This window comes from Pseudomonas sp. TH37 (assembly GCF_016650735.1).
Classification (GTDB): Bacteria; Pseudomonadota; Gammaproteobacteria; order Pseudomonadales; family Pseudomonadaceae; genus Aquipseudomonas; species Aquipseudomonas farris.
Genome location: NZ_JAEKFD010000002.1, coordinates 530,451 through 547,604, shown reverse-complemented (window position 1 = coordinate 547,604; position 17,154 = coordinate 530,451). Strand labels below are relative to the sequence as shown.

Annotated in this window: 17 protein-coding genes; 10 read left to right on the top strand and 7 right to left on the bottom strand. The window is 58.6% G+C overall.

What is annotated here, in order from left to right; translation table 11 throughout:
• Positions 1-117: 117 nt before the first annotated feature.
• From JFU11_RS07635 to JFU11_RS07620, 4 genes are all read left to right on the top strand, one after another.
• Positions 118-585 carry a dual specificity protein phosphatase family protein gene (locus JFU11_RS07635; protein WP_207188901.1) on the top strand — a complete coding sequence of 156 codons (468 nt, stop codon included), beginning with the start codon at positions 118-120 and terminating at the stop codon, positions 583-585.
• Between the two features lie 220 nt (positions 586-805).
• Complete coding sequence (locus tag JFU11_RS07630; protein WP_201060271.1) at positions 806-1,513, top strand: hypothetical protein; 708 nt, start codon at positions 806-808, stop codon at positions 1,511-1,513.
• Between the two features lie 210 nt (positions 1,514-1,723).
• Positions 1,724-3,733: a type VI secretion system tip protein VgrG gene (tssI, locus tag JFU11_RS07625; protein ID WP_201060270.1), complete on the top strand. Its 2,010-nt coding sequence runs from the start codon at positions 1,724-1,726 to the stop codon at positions 3,731-3,733.
• Between the two features lie 12 nt (positions 3,734-3,745).
• Positions 3,746-4,288, top strand: a complete 543-nt coding sequence (locus JFU11_RS07620; protein ID WP_123720456.1) for a toxin-antitoxin system YwqK family antitoxin — start codon at positions 3,746-3,748, stop codon at positions 4,286-4,288.
• A gap of 244 nt (positions 4,289-4,532) precedes the next feature.
• On the opposite strand, the gene JFU11_RS07615 is transcribed toward JFU11_RS07620, so the two are convergent.
• Complete coding sequence (locus tag JFU11_RS07615; protein ID WP_201060269.1) at positions 4,533-4,928, bottom strand: DUF4280 domain-containing protein; 396 nt, start codon at positions 4,926-4,928, stop codon at positions 4,533-4,535.
• A gap of 190 nt (positions 4,929-5,118) precedes the next feature.
• Between JFU11_RS07615 and JFU11_RS07610 the strand changes: the two genes are divergently transcribed.
• The 3 genes from JFU11_RS07610 to JFU11_RS07600 all read left to right on the top strand — a co-directional run bounded on the left by JFU11_RS07610 (position 5,119) and on the right by JFU11_RS07600 (position 8,318).
• Positions 5,119-6,186: a phosphotransferase family protein gene (locus JFU11_RS07610; protein ID WP_123720455.1), complete on the top strand. Its 1,068-nt coding sequence runs from the start codon at positions 5,119-5,121 to the stop codon at positions 6,184-6,186.
• Positions 6,187-6,223: 37 nt separating this feature from the next.
• On the top strand, positions 6,224-6,991 hold the full coding sequence (locus JFU11_RS07605; RefSeq protein WP_201060268.1) for an SDR family oxidoreductase: 768 nt from the start codon (positions 6,224-6,226) through the stop codon (positions 6,989-6,991).
• Positions 6,992-7,202: 211 nt separating this feature from the next.
• On the top strand, positions 7,203-8,318 hold the full coding sequence (locus JFU11_RS07600; RefSeq protein ID WP_201060267.1) for a Gfo/Idh/MocA family oxidoreductase: 1,116 nt from the start codon (positions 7,203-7,205) through the stop codon (positions 8,316-8,318).
• Between the two features lie 631 nt (positions 8,319-8,949).
• On the opposite strand, the gene JFU11_RS07595 is transcribed toward JFU11_RS07600, so the two are convergent.
• Together JFU11_RS07595 and JFU11_RS07590 are read right to left on the bottom strand one after the other, a co-directional pair.
• On the bottom strand, positions 8,950-9,198 hold the full coding sequence (locus tag JFU11_RS07595; RefSeq protein WP_201060266.1) for a DUF1652 domain-containing protein: 249 nt from the start codon (positions 9,196-9,198) through the stop codon (positions 8,950-8,952).
• A 193-nt stretch (positions 9,199-9,391) separates the two neighbouring features.
• Positions 9,392-10,888: a helix-turn-helix transcriptional regulator gene (locus JFU11_RS07590; RefSeq protein ID WP_201060265.1), complete on the bottom strand. Its 1,497-nt coding sequence runs from the start codon at positions 10,886-10,888 to the stop codon at positions 9,392-9,394.
• Positions 10,889-11,230: 342 nt separating this feature from the next.
• On the opposite strand from JFU11_RS07590, the gene JFU11_RS07585 reads away from it, so the two are divergent.
• Positions 11,231-11,689: a transposase gene (locus tag JFU11_RS07585; protein ID WP_201060264.1), complete on the top strand. Its 459-nt coding sequence runs from the start codon at positions 11,231-11,233 to the stop codon at positions 11,687-11,689.
• A gap of 125 nt (positions 11,690-11,814) precedes the next feature.
• Here JFU11_RS07585 and sigJ read toward each other — a convergent pair whose 3' ends face one another.
• Positions 11,815-12,708 (bottom strand): RNA polymerase sigma factor SigJ, encoded by an 894-nt coding sequence (gene sigJ / locus JFU11_RS07580; protein WP_201060263.1) that lies wholly within the window; start codon positions 12,706-12,708, stop codon positions 11,815-11,817.
• Between the two features lie 3 nt (positions 12,709-12,711).
• Positions 12,712-13,146, bottom strand: coding sequence for a carboxymuconolactone decarboxylase family protein (locus tag JFU11_RS07575; RefSeq protein WP_056741746.1), 435 nt, complete (start codon positions 13,144-13,146; stop codon positions 12,712-12,714).
• A 141-nt stretch (positions 13,147-13,287) separates the two neighbouring features.
• Between JFU11_RS07575 and JFU11_RS07570 the strand changes: the two genes are divergently transcribed.
• The gene (locus JFU11_RS07570) at positions 13,288-13,722 is read left to right on the top strand and encodes a YeeE/YedE family protein (RefSeq protein WP_201060262.1); all 435 of its coding nucleotides are present in this window, start codon (positions 13,288-13,290) and stop codon (positions 13,720-13,722) included.
• A 2-nt stretch (positions 13,723-13,724) separates the two neighbouring features.
• Positions 13,725-14,138, top strand: a complete 414-nt coding sequence (locus tag JFU11_RS07565) for a DUF6691 family protein (protein WP_123719216.1) — start codon at positions 13,725-13,727, stop codon at positions 14,136-14,138.
• Between the two features lie 41 nt (positions 14,139-14,179).
• Here JFU11_RS07565 and JFU11_RS07560 read toward each other — a convergent pair whose 3' ends face one another.
• A complete protein-coding gene (locus tag JFU11_RS07560; protein ID WP_123719215.1) occupies positions 14,180-15,463 on the bottom strand; it encodes a Zn-dependent hydrolase in 1,284 nt (427 codons plus the stop codon).
• Between the two features lie 129 nt (positions 15,464-15,592).
• Positions 15,593-17,077 (bottom strand): NCS1 family nucleobase:cation symporter-1, encoded by a 1,485-nt coding sequence (locus tag JFU11_RS07555; protein ID WP_123719213.1) that lies wholly within the window; start codon positions 17,075-17,077, stop codon positions 15,593-15,595.
• Positions 17,078-17,154 lie beyond the last annotated feature (77 nt).

Below are 17,154 nucleotides of genomic sequence, written 5' to 3'. Positions count from 1 at the left end.
AGGACGTTGGGGAGCCAAACGCCATAAGTAACGTAACCACTCTTTTTAGAGATCATTGAGTAGGTAAGTAATATGTGCACAGGAAATCAATTAGGGCGTGGAGGAAATACAGGTCACGTGCCTTTTGTCGGACTTGATGGTTGGACAATTTTTCTCTCTTCTGAGAACGGGGCTAAACAATTCAACAGCGACCTTATACAAATATTCGATGTCCAGTTGCCACAGATGTACGGAGATGAGTACGACATGGACAACGCGCTCAAGCTTCGCTTGGAGAAGCTTGCAATAGAAATGGAAACCTATAGAACGCGCAGCCTCCCCATAGTCATACACTGCAATCACGGACGAACAAGATCCGTCATATGTGTTGCTGTGTATTTGATGTACATTCATGAAATTAGCGCCGAAGACGCTTTAGCGTCTATACAAGCAGCATTTATAGCGGCTGACGATGCCCACTACGACGCCCCCGGAGAAAGAGTAGATAGAGCTCTCAAGATGTATGAAGCATTGAATGGCACAGCACCCATTAGACGCAGTGCTCGTTCAGCCAGTAAAAAAATATGCACAGGAAACTGTGGCTGAAGAGCTTCTCAATACTAAAAAGAAAGAAAGGAGTCGCCTTGAACATTTCCTGGGAGCGCACCAAACAGGCTTACTTTGACGCTTACGAACATGCAAACAAGTTAAGCCACTCGGGACAGCCCGACTTTAATGTTTTGCGAGAATTGTGTACGGCCATATCTACAATCACCACTATCGTGCTTCCAGTAAGCGAGCGAGCACCGCCGTATCTTCGGAAAAAATGGATGTCTGGAATAACTTCTCTCAATGGGCCACCTTCGGTCCTGGAGCCAGGCGCTGGGATAAAAAAATGCTGCAAATCAAAACTTCCGGAGGCACTGACTTCGCTGCTAGCAAGGCCGCAATGGGGGCCTGCACAGGCATCACTGCCATTTATCATGTGGTCCGAGAGAAAGAAATACTTAGCCGTATTCAAATCATTATCAAACCACAGATCAGCGGGCAGCCGCTCTATGAGAATTTTCTACGCTACGTCTCTAGCAATCCCGCGGTGTCTGCGTGGAAAGTCATGAATCCTGACCTGGGTAGCAATGGACCGGATTCAGCCGTCATCTACTTAAACACTTCACTCCACAGTCCATACGTTCAAGAACTCAGTCAGGAACTCGTCAGAAATCTGGGCACTCAGTTAGAGGCACCACCCATAGCACCACTCGGTCTTCTACAGATACACCCCGGCATTTATGGCTTGGAGGTTCCAACAAAACACCTTCAGACTCATGCACTTGGAATACCGAAAAAAAACACCGGAAGTGCAGGCGCTATCATGTCCGCCCTCATCAGTACAGCCGCCGTTTCTCTGCACCAAACTTTATTGAGTAACCCATCAAAGCTTGCCGAGTTCAAATTGGGCAAAATCGAATACATGAAAACACACTTCAAAAACAGCTTGACCGACAGCGTGGGCTGGACGCTGACAGATAATTAAATCCCAAACTAATCAGTCAAAAGGAAGAGCAAACGGAGCAACAACATGAAAGACACAATACTGTTTAGACAGCAAACCGACGAAGAAGCAGTCTTGTCGATGATTCCAAATCTAAACCTGAACTCATTACCGATCTGAATCAGGGCATTCTTTTGACCACCGGATCCGATGTTTCAGGCTCCCTGCTGTATCACTGCTTGAGGTTGCTCAATGCCCCGCACCACCGACAGCAACACCAGCCTCTCCCTCACCGCCTCGTCTCTGTCGGCGCTTTACCCTGAGTCGCTCTCCGGTGAAGAAGCGCTCAATGCACTGAGCTCGCAAACCCTCAACGGTCTCAACGACGGCGCCACTCTCACCCTGACCACGGCCGTCGCCACCCACCTCACCACCACCCTGCACAACGACGCCCTGACCCGTCCAATGGACGCCCTGGTCGCCGAAATCCGCCAACTCCCCGCCGACACCACTGCCGAGCGCTATCAGCTTGTTCTAAAGCCATGGCTCTGGTGGCTGACCCTGGCCAGCAACAACCGCGTGTTCCAGAACCTCAGCACTTCAGACATCGTCACCACGATTTTCAAGGCCCACGGTTTTACCGATTTCCTGCTGAAGCTCAGCGGCACTTACACCCCACGCGAATACTGCGTGCAGTACGGCGAAACCGATTTCGCATTCGTTTCGCGGTTGTTGGAAGAAGAAGGCATTTTCTGGTTTTTCACCCACGAGGACGGCAAACACACGCTGGTGCTGGGTGACAGCAACGATGCGTTTGTGCCGATCCCCAATGGGCCGAAGGTCAGCTATCTCGGCCAGCAATTGGGCGAACGCGAACTGCACGGCATTCGCTCCGGGCAAGTCTGCGTGCAGGCGGTGGCCGGGGTGTATCAGGCGACGGATTACGAGTTCACCACCCCGACCACCTCGCTCTACAGCCAGGCCGAAGCAGTCGCCGGGCCGCGGTCGATGTACGAGCACCCGGGCAGCTACAACGCCAAAGCCCGCGGCGATGCATTGACTAAGCAGCGCGTCGATGGCTTGCGCAGTCAGGAGAAGCGTTTTGTCGGTGAAAGCGACTGCCGCTGGCTGGTGCCGGGGCACTGGTTCACTCTCACAGGGCACGATGATTCGACGTTGAATATCGATTGGGTAGTGACGGCGGTGACTCACGAAGCCAGCCATGACAGTTATCGCAATCGCTTCGAAGCCATCCCCAAGGCCACACCTTTTCGCCCGGCGAGAACCACACCGAAGCCGCGAATGCACACCCAGACCGCCATCGTCGTCGGCAAGTCGGGCGAAGAAATCTGGACCGACGAATACGGCCGGATCAAGTTGCAGTTCCCGTGGGATCGCGATGGCAAGAACGACGAAGCCAGCTCCTGCTGGGTGCGGGTGGTATTGCCCTGGAGCGGTAAGGGTTTCGGCATGCAGTTCGTACCGCGCATCGGCCAGGAAGTGATCGTGACGTTTATCGATGGCGATCCCGATCGACCGCTGGTGACGGGTTGCGTCTACAACGGTGACAACGCCCTGCCCTATGCGCTGCCAGCGAATCAGACCCAGTCCGGGATCAAGACCCAATCGTCCAAGGGCGGCGGCGGTTTCAACGAGCTGCGATTCGAGGACAAGAAGGACGCCGAAGAGGTGTTTCTCCAGGCGCAGAAAGATCTGAAGATCAACGTGCGCAACGACACCACCGCCACCGTCGGCCACGACGAAACCCTGACCGTACAGAACACCCGTACGCGCACGGTGAAGGAAGGCGACGAGACCGTGACCCTGGAGAAAGGCAAACGTAGCGTGACCATCCAGACTGGCAGTGACAATCTCGATGTGAAGGACAGTCGCACGGTGACCGTGGGTGCGGACCAGACCCACAGCACCGGTGGCAACTACACGCACAAGGTCACCGGGGATTACAGCCTGACGGTGGACGGCAATCTGACGATCAAGGTGACCGGTACCCTGACCCTGCAAAGCGGCGGCAGTTTCACGATCAAAAGCGGCGCCGATCTGGCGGCCGAGGCCAGCACCTCGATCAGCCAAAAGGCTGGTACGTCCCTGAGCAATCAGGCCGGTACCTCGTTGGAGAACAAGGCCGGCACGACAATGACCAACGATGCCGGGATCAGCTTGACCAACAAGGCTGCCGCTTCGCAGACCGTGGATGGCGGTGGCATGCTGACCATCAAGGGTGGTCTGGTGCAGGTCAACTGACAAGGAGAACCCATGGCCATCACGCCGCTGGACTTGCAGCAGAACGATAAACAGCTCAAAGGTCGCTTGCTCGATGGCCAGCTCGACGGTGCGCTGCACATCAAGGATGACGGGCGCGCGCAGGCTGATTTGCACTACAGCCAGGGCGAGCTGCAAGGCACTACCCTGCTCTACCACCCCAATGGCAAGGTCTCGGCGCAGCTGCCGTTTGTTCATGACAAGCTGCAAGGGATCGCCAGTTTCTATGCGCCGCAAGGCTGGCTACAGCGCAAGGCGACTTACCGCCGAGGGCTGCTGCATGGCGAGGCGTTCAATTACTTTCCCGACGGGCAACTGGCGGAGGCCGAGTTCTACCGCGATGGCGTGCGCGACGGGCGCTATCAGCGCTTTCACCCCAACGGTAAAGCTGCCGTCGAGGCTCGATATCTCAATGGTCAATTGCTCGAACCGGAACAGGGTTTTGCCAGCGATGGGCGACCGCTGGATGCAGAGGGTAAGCCGATTTCGAGGGTGCGCTGGTGGTTCAGGCGCTGGAGTGATCCTGCGCAAGCCTGAAGCTTTGTATTGGCTGAGACACCCCCATCGCGGGCAAGCCCGCTCCCACAGTGATCACTGTTGTTCACAAATACTGCATTCACAGAAGATCCCCTGTGGGAGCAGTAGTACACCAATACTGTGTTCAACCAAAATCCCCTGTGGGAGCGGGCTTGCCCGCGATGAGGCCCTCACATTCGACATCGATGTCGCCTGACACGCCGCCTTCGCGAGCAAGCCCGCTCCCACAGCTTGATCGTGTGAGTCAGGGAATAAGCATCTGCATTTGCCCCGGTATCACAATCTTGATGACTCCGGCCCAGTTACACATCAGGGTGCTGTTGGCATCGATGGCCGGCATGCCGCCCAGCAGCAGGGTCGGCGCGCCGCCGGGGATCCAGGGGGTGGCGGTAGCCGGGATGCACGGCATGGGCGTCAGTACGCCAAGCGCGGCTGCGGTGGCGGCCGCGACCATTGGGTTGGCCATGCTCATGCACGTGCCGAACGGCATGACGTTCACCAGCGGAATGTGGTCCATGATGTTCGCCGCCGGCATGCCCCCGGTCAGCGTGCGGTTCACCGGCAGCACGTTGAGTACCGCTGGCGCCGCGCCGAAACTGCATTGCAGGGTCGCGGTGGCGCAAACTTGCGGACAGCCCATGTCGAATCTCCTTCCTGGAGGCGGCGCTCCCCTGAAACCATAGTCCGCCGAGCCTGTTCGCGCACATCAGGAACGCTGATTATCCAGCAACACGCTAACCTATAAGACCGTGCCGCGCTTGTGGCCACCCCGGCGCACCATTAGATTAGCCAATGATGTCTGGCCTCCAAAATAAGCAGAAGGGATAAGCATGGCGCTTACTGACCAGTCCACCCGTATCCGCTCCGGCGAAGAACTCGATGCCAGCCTGATCGATCCATACCTTAAGGCGCACATTCCGGGCCTGAGCGGCTTGCCGAAAATCAGCCAGTTTCCGGGCGGTGCGTCGAACCTGACTTACCTGCTGGAATACCCCGAACAGGAATTCGTCCTGCGGCGACCACCGTTCGGTCACAAGGCCAAGTCCGCCCACGACATGGGCCGCGAATTCCGCATTCTCAATCAGCTGCGGGATGGCTTTCCCTATTGCCCCAAAGCCTACGTGCACTGCACCGACGAGTCAGTAATCGGCGCCGAGTTTTATGTGATGGAACGGGTCAAGGGGATCATCCTGCGCTCCGAACTGCCGCCGGAGCTGGGCCTTGATTCAGCGAAGACCGAAGCCCTGTGTAAAAGCTTCATCGACAAGTTCGTGGAACTGCACCAGGTCGACTACAAGGCCTATGGCCTGGGCGACCTCGGCAAACCCGAAGGTTATGTAGCACGGCAAATCAAAGGCTGGAGCGACCGCTACGAAAAAGCCCTGACCCCGGATGCGCCGAAGTGGGAAGCGGTGAAGGCCTGGCTCAACGACAAGATGCCGGCCGATCACCCGACGTCGAGCATCGTCCATAACGATTACCGCTTCGACAACGTGATCCTCGACCCCGAGAACCCGATGCAGATCATCGGCGTGCTGGACTGGGAACTGACCACCCTCGGCGACCCGCTGATGGACCTGGGCAACACCCTCGCCTATTGGATCGAGGCCGACGACCCGGCGCCGGTGCAATTGATGCGCCGCCAGCCAAGCCACGCTCCCGGCATGCTGACCCGCCGTGAGTTCGTCGATTACTACGCCGAGCGCGCCGGCATCCAGATCGACAATTTCGACTTCTACTACACCTACGGCCTATTCCGTCTGGCCGGAATCGTGCAGCAGATCTACTACCGCTTCTTCCATGGTCAGACCCAGGACAAACGCTTCGCGCAGTTCATTCACATGAACAAACTGCTGGAGCAGATGAGCCTGCAGGTCATCTCGAAATCCAGCCTCTGATCACGGCCGCTGAACGGGCCCAAAACAAGGAAAAATCATGTCCAAGACTCAGTTGTTCGACCTCGACGGCAAGATCGCTTTCGTCTCCGGCGCCAGCCGCGGCATCGGTGAAGCCATCGCCAAACTGCTGGCGCAGCAAGGTGCCCACGTCATCGTTTCGAGCCGCAAGCTCGATGGCTGCCAGCACGTCGCCGATGCAATCATCGCCGCCGGCGGCAAGGCTACCGCCGTCGCCTGCCACATCGGTGAGATGGAGCAGATCACCCAAGTCTTCGCCGGCATCCGCGAACAGTTCGGGCGCCTGGATATTCTGGTCAACAACGCGGCGACCAACCCACAGTTCTGCAACGTACTGGACACCGACCTCAGCGCCTTCCAGAAAACCGTCGACGTGAACATTCGCGGCTACTTCTTCATGTCGGTGGAAGCCGGCAAGCTGATGCGCGAACACGGCGGCGGCAGCATCATCAACGTCGCCTCGATCAATGGCATCTCGCCGGGAATCTTCCAGGGCATCTACTCGGTGACCAAGGCAGCGGTGATCAACATGACCAAAGTCTTCGCCAAGGAATGCGCGCAATTCGGCATCCGCTGCAACGCCCTGCTGCCGGGTCTGACCGACACCAAGTTTGCTTCGGCGCTGGTCAAGAACGACGCCATATTGCAAACGGCGCTGCAGCAGATTCCGCTCAAGCGTGTGGCGGACCCGAGTGAAATGGCCGGCGCGGTGTTGTATCTGGCGAGTGATGCGTCTAGCTATACGACTGGGGTTTCGTTGAATGTGGATGGTGGTTTTCTGTCCTGATTTGGTTCTTCGAATGAACTGAAGGCAGCCTCAGGGCTGCCTTTTTTGTTTTCAGAACTCACCACTGATCGTTCCCACGCGGAGCGTGGGAACGATCAGATCGCAGCCGTATCGGGCCCAGCATAAGAATATTTATTCCACCATTTGCATATTGGGAATATTTATTCCATAAATAGCCCTCCTGAAAATAAAAATCCAAAGGACCCCGGCTATGCGCGAACTCGGTATCGGACTCATCGGCACAGGTTTCATGGGCCGCGCCCACGCCTTGGCCTTTCGCAACGTCAGCGCCGTTTTTGAATTGCCGCTGAAGCTCAAACTCGCCGCCCTCGCCGACGCCGATCCGCAGCGTGCGCGCCACTGCGCCGACGCCTGGGGCTTCGATGCGGCTCACAGCGACTGGCAACAGCTGATCAATGACCCCAAGGTCAACCTGATCGCCATCACTACTCCTAATCATCTGCACTACCCCATGGCCATGGCCGCCCTCGCCGCCGGCAAGCCGGTGTACTGCGAAAAGCCGCTGGCCGTTAACCTCGAACAGGCCAGTGCCATGCGCCAGGCCGCTAAAGCTGCGGGCGTGGTGACACGGGTCGGTTACAACTATCAACACAACCCGATCATCGGCCTGGCTCGCGATCTGATTCAAAGCGGAGCGCTGGGGCAGATCATCGGTTTCCAGGGCGAATTCAGCGAAGACTTCATGGCCAACCCCGTTTCACCTTGGTCCTGGCGCTGCGACGCAGATTACGCTGGTGGTGCCTTGGCGGACCTGGGCAGTCACTTGCTGGCCATGGCTCGTCATCTGCTGGGCGATATCGAGGCGGTGTGCGCGAACACCCAGACCGTACATGCGCAACGCCCCGTTACGTTGGACGGTCAAGAACGGCGCGAGGTCGCGGTCGACGATCAGGTCCACGCGTTGCTGCGGTTCGCCAACGGCGCGCGCGGGACGTTCAGCAGCAGCTGGCTCAAACACGGTTACAAGAATCACCTGAGTTTTGAAATCAGCGGCACCCTAGGCACCTTGGCGTTCGATCAGGAACGCTTGAATGAACTGCGGATGTATCGCGCAGGGCAAGGCGGTTTCCAACGGTTGCTGGCAGGGCCGGATTTACCGGGTTATGCCGCTTTCAGCCCGGCACCGGGGCATCAGTTGGGTTACAACGAGCTCAAGACCCTTGAAGTGCACGAGTTGGTGATGGCGCTGGCTGGCCTCGGTCAGGACGGAACGGATTTCGAGCAGGCATGGGAAGTCGAGCGCCTGGCGACGGCGATCCGTTTGGCGGCACAAGAGTCGCGATGGGTCAGGATCGAGGAAGTCTGACCCGCCACTCAGGCCACACCCGCCAGTCGCGCAGAAGGCAACTGGCGGTACACGCCATTGCTTACTGAGTGACGCAACGGGTCAAGGTGGTGGTCCGGGTCACCTGCCCTTCAGCCCTCACATCACCCTGCACATCGGTGTTTTCGGAAGTCTGACAGGTACGAACCGGTGGCGGTGGCGGCGCAGCGGGTGGCGGAGGCGGCGGACTGGCGCAACCACCCAGAATCGCCGCGCAGAGTACGAGCGACAGTGGCGAAAAAATACGTATCCCAAAACTGTTCATAGGCTGACCCGCGGTAAGTAATCGACATTTTCCGCGACACAAAAACCACACCGCACACCCGCGGCCCCGTCACAGAAAAGAAATACCTCGCATTCCTTATAGCCCAGCCACCCGCCAATGCCAGAAAAACAGCGGATAGAGGAAACCATAAGCAGCCGTTACCGCAGAAATGGATATGTACACCACCGAAAATCCCGGTTGCCTGACAAATAGCCATCGCGAGCAGGCTCGCTCCCACAGTTTGAAGGGTGTACATCAGCGGGAAATTTATAGGCTATAAGGTCGTCTTCGCGAGCAAGCCCGCTCCCACAATGGATCGGGGTACATCCGCGGGAGAAAAGCCAGCGCCTACGAAGCATTGGACCGATGCAGGCCGATGCTCTCAAGCTCATATCGCAACTCTTCAATCAACGCCGCCATTGCCTCTGGCGTCCTGAGCATCGCCATGCTCAACCCACTGACCACCAGATCCACCTGCCCCGTCACCGGGTGATAAAGCTTCACCGTCAACGAATTATCCCCCGTGAGCGCACACTCACAGGCCAACGGCGAAAAATTCCGCTCTAGTTGTGTACGCAATTGCGCCAGGTAAATCATCCCGATTCACCTTGGCGAGGGCAAAAAATCGACCGCATTCCTGATTTGTTCGCACTCATGTGGCTGTTCCTTTAGCTGCATCGAAGAGACCGCGATACCGGCTCAAAGCCACGTATCGCACCCTCACAGCCTAGAAAAACCAGCCCCTGAGCAAAACACGAAATTGCACTACCCTACCTAGTGCATTTGCATCTTAACGTTGCCCCTTGGGCCGCCTCTCGCTGGAGAACAGACCCCGTTCACGAGCCCATACAATCGCCTCACTTCGGCTGTGCACGTCGAGCTTGGAATACACCGTCGAAACATGATTGCGCACCGTATTGGGCGCCAGTTTCAGGCGCGCGGCGATTTCCTTGTCCGCGAGGCCCTCACAAATCAGACCGAGCACATCGCGCTCCCGGGCGGTCAGTTCGGTAAACGACACACTGGGCAATTGCGGCGAGTTGACGTTCTTCACATTGGCCAGTTTCTCGATCAGCGTGCGGCTGAACCAGGAGGCATCTTTCATCACCTCTTCAATCGCCGACACCAACTCCAGCTCGGTGCGTTTGCGCTCCGTGATGTCCATAAACACCAGCAGGTAGCAAGTACCGTCCTGAATGTTCACGGTGTCCGCCGAGACGGCGCAATCGATCAGCCCGGCATCCTTGCGACGCACCCTGACATCGACCCGATCCACACTCCCGGTTTTCTCCAGGGCCGCAAACAGTCGTGTGCGAGTGCCCGCCTCCTCGATGAAACCGAGTTGCGCCACAGTCTTGCCGAGCACCTCTTCACTGGGGCACGCGAGGGTATCGAGAAAGGCTTCGTTGACGTCCATCACCACTTGATCGTCGGCGCTGCACACCAGGATCGGCACCGGGGTGAGGCGAAAGGCTTTGGCGAATCGTTCCTCGCTCTGGCGCAGGGCAATTTCGGCCTTGTGCCGCAATTCCATGTCGACGAAGGAAAACAGCATGCAAGCTTCGTCGTTGAGCTCAAGCGGTTGCCCGGCGACGATCACCTGTTTGCTGCCACCGTCGGGCAATTGCAGTTCGGCCTGCATCTGCGGAATGGTTGCCCCGTCACGCAAACGCTGCTTGGCCAGGTCCTTGTTTTCAGCACGCTCCAGCACATCCAGCTCATAGGTCGAAGCGCCGATCACCTGATCACGGGCATAGCCGGTCATTTCCAGGAAGCCCTGATTGACTTTGATGAAGCGCAAATCGCTGAGGCGACAGATCACCGCCGGGGCCGGGTTGGCATTGAAGGTCTTTTCGAAACGCTGCTCGGCGCTGGCCCATTCGGTGACGTCGTTCATTATCAGCACCAACGACTCCGGCTCGCCGGCGTGGTCGGCCAGCACCATGCTGCGCACGCTGTGAACCCAGGTGCGCTCTTCGTTTTCGACTGGCGTCAATTCAACCAGCACATCACTGAACATCTCGCCCCGGGCAACACGGCTGATCGGATAATTCTCCGTCGCTACCGGGTGATTGTTGCGATAGCGCAAGGCAAATCGCTTCGCGTACTCCTTGGCATTAGCCCCCAGCTCACCAATCCGACTGACACCGTGCATAGCCAGCGCGGCGTCATTGGCCCAGAGGATCGTCTGGTCGAGCTCCAGCAAAATCACCCCATCGGACAGCCCGGCGATGATCTGCTGCAACTGGCGGCGATTGGTTTCGGTGGTCAGGACGTCCTGGCTCATTGGATCTCCACGATTGCGGCGGCGCAGTTACGCGCTGCCCTGTGAAGATTACGACCGTTGGTGGCTCTGATAGTGCAAATGAAGCGGCTGCGGGACCAAAAGATCAAAAGATCGCAGGCTTCGCCAGCTCCTACAGAGGTTGCGTGCATCCGCGTGATCACGGGTGTACCCGGTCAAGGTTGCGTGCATCCGCATAATCACGGGGGTGCTCGGTCAATGTAGGAGCTGCCGAAGGCTGCGATCTTTTCGGCGGCATCGAAATATTTCGAAAACGCTTTCATCCGTGCCACTCAGGCTAACGACTAAGGTTTATCTGACAACACACCTCAAGGAGGCCAAGGAATGGCTATCGCTGCAAAAGGATGTCGCCTGCGCAAGGCTCGATTTTCCGAATCTGGTCGTATTTATCTGCTGACCGTCGTCGCTCATCAACGAAAGCCAGTGTTCGCAGATTGGCGGATGGGAAGGCTTCTGGTCGACCAACTGCGCTGTGCCGATCAAGCCTCGACGGTCAACTCCATGGCTTGGGTAGTGATGCCTGATCACCTGCACTGGTTGTTGGAACTCAAGCACGGTACGTTGGCCGAGCTGATGTGCCGCATCAAGTCCAGGAGCAGCCGTTCGATCAATCTTATGCGTGGCGATCCAGGCCGCCTGTGGCAGCGTGGGTATTACGACCGAGCATTACGTCGTGATGAAGACCTGAAGGATGCAGCACGTTACATCGTCATGAATCCGTTGCGTGCGGGATTGGTGAAACGGGTGGGTGATTATCCGTTGTGGGATGCCATTTGGATTTGAGAGGTCAAGATCAAAAGATCGCAGGCTTCGCCAGCTCCTACAGGGATTGCGTACATCCGCATAATCACAGGTGTACTCGATCATGTAGGAGCTGCCGAAGGCTGCGATCTTTTCGGGCCGATGCATTACCGCACGTCCAACCCCGCCTCCAACCCCACCAACTTATCCGGATTACGCATGATGAAAATCCGGTTCACCCGCCCTGCTTCGTCAAAAGCAAAACTCAGCGACGCGACGAGTTCGCCGTCGGCTTTGATGATCACGCCTTGAGCACCGTTGATTTCCGTGGGCAGCCATTCGTACGTCTGCCAGTAGGCATGCAGCGACTGACCGATGAAATCCAGCACGCTGTTGATGCCAAACAGGGTTTCGCGGATGGCCGAGGCCTTGCCGCCGCCGTCGGCGCAGAGTTCGACGTCTTCGGCCAGCAGCGCGGTCAGGGATGCGGTTGAGCCGCTGGCGATGGCGCTGTGGAAGGCGTTCAGCAACTGATCCTGACGCGCGGCTTCCGGCTGATAGCGGATTTGCCCGCTACCCAGACCGGTCTTGGCCCGGGATACCAATTTGCGGCAAGCCGCTTCCTGGACCCCGATCGCCTCGGCCGCTTGCGCGTAATCCATGTCGAAAATTTCGTAGAGCAGGTACGCGGCGCGTTCCTTGGGGGTCAGCCGTTCCAGCAAGAGCAGGAACGCGGTGGACAATGACGAGGCCAGTTCATGCATGTGTTCGGGTGAATGCTGATGGGTGGTGTGAATCGGCTCTGGCAACCAGGTGCCGATGTAATCGACCCGTGACTTGTGCGCCGAGCGCAACAGGTCGATGCAGTGCCGGGTGCAAGCGGTGGTGAGCCAGGCGGCCGGCGTGGCAATGGAGGCCCGGTCGGCCTCCAGCCATTTGATGAACAGCTCTTGCACCACATCCTCGGCTTCGGTGCGCGAGCCGAGAATGCGATAGGCCAGACCGAGCAAAAAGGGCCGGCGCGGCTCGAATACAGCGGTGGCGTTTTCAGCGGAGTTCATCAATCAGTGCCTCGACACCTGCAAACGGTTCCACAGGTTGATCATGCCGATCTCGGCCGTCAAGGCACCGATCTGAGCATCGTTGAAGTGCTCGCGCAAGTCGCCGCGCAGGCTGGCGTAGTCGGTCTTTTCATCGAGCACGGTCAGGGCTTCGGTCCAGGCCAGCGCCGCGCGTTCCGAGGCGCTGAAATCGCTAACATGGCGCCAGACGATCAGGCGGTCCAGGCGTTCGTTGGTTTCATTGGCCTCACGCGCCTCGCGGGTGTGCATCTTCACGCAGAAACCGCATTGGTTAATCTGTGAGGCACGCAGGTGCAGCAGGTGTTTGAGGGTCGGGTCCAGGTCATGGCTGTCGAGGGTGACATGGACTTGGGTCAGGCTTTCGAAAACCTGAGGGATAGACTGCAGCAGATTGACTGGTTGGGTGTTGGACGACATCGTGTTGCTCCGCTAATTTGAGGGGTTCAACAGGATGACGATTGAGGATTCGGGTTTGTGACGTGGGTACCCAAAAGCATCCCTATGCTCAAACAAAAAAGAGTGGTCTAGTGCCGCTCCTTGCCCGTCTGGAGAGTTGCCATGATGCTTGATTCGCTTCACTTCACCCCGTGGTCCGCTTTGGCTGGAGGTGTGCTGATCGGTCTGGCCGCCAGCGTCATGGTGGTGGCCAACGGACGGGTCGCCGGAATCAGCGGGCTGTTAGGCAGCCTACTTGAGCGTCATGATTCGGGGCGTAGCGAAAAAGCCCTGTTCCTGCTCGGACTATTGGCGGCGCCATTGTTGTGGGCACTGTTTCATGTGTGGCCGGCCATCGAATTCAAAACCGGCACCGTGGGCCTGATCGTCGCCGGATTATGCGTCGGTGTCGGCACTCGTTACGGGTCCGGCTGCACCAGTGGCCACGGCGTGTGCGGTATCTCGCGCCTGTCATCGCGCTCCATTGCCGCCACCTTAAGCTTCATGTTCGCCGGCTTCGTGACGGTGTTCGTCCTGCGCCATCTGCTGGGGTATTGAACATGCGCAAACTGACCGCGTTCCTCGCTGGCCTGCTGTTCGGCATCGGCCTGTTGCTGGCCGGCATGGCAAACCCGGCCAAAGTGCTGGGTTTTCTGGACATTACCGGTGTGTGGGATCCCTCCCTGGCGCTGGTCATGATCGGAGCCATTGCCGTGGCCTGGGGGCCGTTTCATTGGGCCATGAAACAACCGACGTCCCTGCTGGGGGCGCCTATGCAGTTGCCGATCAGCCATGAACTGGATCGGCGCCTGATCGGTGGCAGCCTGCTTTTCGGAGTCGGTTGGGGCATTGCCGGCATCTGTCCTGGCCCGGCGCTGGTGTTGCTACCGACGGGCCACTGGCAGGCCTGGGTGTTCGCCATCGCCATGCTGGCGGGGATGCTGATGTTCAAAGCGTTGCAAACCCGCCGTTGAGCATCCCGCCAACAGACTGAGGCTATCGAACAACCGATGCCTCAAGCCGCTTGCTTGCCACTGGCAATCGCATCCGAAGCCGCCAGCATCGCCCGCAACAACACCGCACACCCGGCGGCCAGGTCATCCGGCGCGGCGTTTTCGATTTCGTTGTGGCTGATGCCGCCTTCGCAGGGCACGAAAATCATCCCGGCCGGGCCGAGTTCGGCGAGGAAGATCGCGTCGTGCCCTGCCCCGCTGACGATGTCCATGTGCGACAGCCCCAACCCTTGAGCGGCGCCGCGCACTGCTTCGACGCAACCCTTGTCGAAGTACAGCGGCGGGAAGTCGGCGGTGGGAGTCAGTTCGAAGGTCAGGCCGTGTTCCTCGCAGGTAGTTTCGATGACTTCGCGAACTTCGGCGATCATTGAATCGAGTCGCGCCGGTTCCAGATGACGGAAGTCCAGGGTCATGCGCACTTCGCCGGGAATCACGTTGCGCGAGCCGGGGTAGGCTTGCAGGCAGCCGACGGTGCCGCAGGCGTGGGGTTGATGGCCGAGGGCGGCGCGATTGACCGCGCCGACGATCACTGAGGCGCCGACCAGAGCGTCCTTGCGCAAGTGCATCGGTGTCGGGCCGGCGTGGGCTTCGACGCCGCGCAGTTTCAGGTCGAACCATTTCTGCCCGAGGGCGCCCATGACCACGCCGATGGTTTTGCGTTCGTCCTCAAGAATCGGGCCTTGCTCGATGTGCGCCTCGAAATACGCACCGACGGCGTGGCCGCTGACTTTGCGCGGCCCGGCATAGCCAATGGCGTTCAGGGCTTCGCCGACGGTCACGCCCTCGGCATCGACTTTGGCCAGGGTTTCTTCGAGGGTGAATTTTTCCGCGAACACGCCGGAGCCCATCATGCACGGGGCGAAGCGCGAGCCTTCTTCGTTGGTCCAGACCACCACTTCCAGCGGCGCTTCGGTTTCCACGCCCAGGTCATTGAGGGTGCGCAAGACTTCGACCCCGGCCAGCACGCCGAAGCAACCGTCGAACTTGCCGCCGGTGGGTTGAGTGTCGATGTGGCTGCCGGTCATCACCGGAGGCAGGTTCGGGTTGCGCCCCGGACGGCGGGCGAAGATGTTGCCGACAGCGTCGATGCTGACGCTGCAGCCGGCCTCCTCGCACCAGCTCACGAAGATGTCCCGGGCCTGGCGGTCGAGGTCGGTCAGGGCCAGTCGGCAGACGCCGCCCTTGACCGTGGCACCGAGTTTGGCCAGGTCCATGAGCGACTGCCACAGACGGTCGCGGTTGATGTGCTGATGGGTGGACTGCAGAACGTCTATGGCAGCGTTCATGGTGATCTCCTCAGTTTTACTTCTGATAGTTCCCACGCTCTGCGTGGGAATTCATCCATGGACGCTCTGCGTCCGCTTCTGGGACGCGGAGCGTCCCGGGCTACATTCCCACGCAGAGCGTGGGAACGATCAAACAGCCGACTTCACAGCAGTAGGACTCGGCCGCATCACACTCAACCCGTAATAAATCAGCCCACCAAGGGCCGAGCCGGTGAACCAGCCGTAGCTGTAAAACCAGCTGAACGCATCGCTGCCCAGCGACAGCAGTGTCAACGCCACCGGCACGCCGAACGCGATAAAGCCGAACCAGTTCCACGCCGGGTAAACGTCATCGCGGTAAAGTCCGGCCAGATCCAGTTGCTGTTTCTTGATCAGGAAATAGTCCACCACCATGATCCCGGCGATCGGGCCCAGCAGACTGGAATAGCCCAGCAACCAGTTGGAATACACCGTCTCCAGGCTCAAATCCGAGACGATCAGCCCCAGCTTCTTCAACAGTTCATGGGCCATCAGCGCCAATCCGACCAGCCCCGTGAGGATCACCGCTTTGGTGCGGTTGATGATCTTGGGCGCGACGTTCTGGAAGTCGTTGGTTGGCGACACAATGTTGGCCGCGGTGTTGGTCGACAACGTGGCAATGATGATCAGCGCCATGGCCAGTGCGACCCAGACCGGGCTCTGGATATGGCCGATCAACGTGACTGGATCAGAGACAGTGACGCCCACCAGTTTTACCGAAGCGGCCGTCATCACCACGCCGAGGGAGGCGAACAGGAACATGGTCAGGGGCAAGCCGATAATTTGCCCGATGATCTGATCCTTCTGGCTTTTCGCGTAGCGACTGAAGTCCGGAATGTTCAGCGACAAGGTGGCCCAGAACCCGACCATGGCGGTCAGTCCGGCGGCAAAGTAACTGACCACGCTGGCCCCTTCCGGACGCTTGGCCGGGATCGCCATCAATTCGCTCATCGATACGTTCGGCATCGCCCACACCAGCAGCCCCACGCCCACTAGCACCAACAAGGGGGCCGAGAGGGTTTCCAGCCATTTGATCGAGTCCGCGCCGCGAATCACCACCCACAGGTTCAAGGCCCAGAACACCATGAAGCCGATCACTTCACCGGTGCCGCCGAGGGCTTTCCAGCCATCGAACACCGACCCGAGAAACAGGTGAATCGCCAGCCCGCCGAACATGGTCTGGATGCCGAACCAGCCGCACGCCACCAGGGCACGGATCAAGCATGGAATGTTCGAACCGAGGATGCCGAAGGACGAGCGCAGCAACACCGGGAATGGGATGCCGTACTTGGTACCGGGGAAGGCGTTCAGGGTCAGCGGGATCAGTACGATGATGTTGGCGAACAGAATCGCCAGCAGCGCTTCGCCGACGGTCAGGCCGAAATAAGCGGTGAGCACGCCGCCGAGGGTGTAGGTCGGTACGCAGATCGCCATGCCTACCCACAGCGCGGTGATGTGCCATTTGTTCCAGGTTCGTTCATGCACCTTGGTCGGTGCCATGTCGTGGTTGTAACGGGGACTGTCGAGGACGTCGCTGCCGGCTTCGAGCTCAAACAAGCCGTCGCGCTCGGTCACTTGCGATCTTATCTGTTGCATGGCCGCTCCACTGTTCTTTTGATTATTTTTGCTCATCAGGGGCTGGCGCGAGTGCGCTAGCCGGACGATGGCCGGAG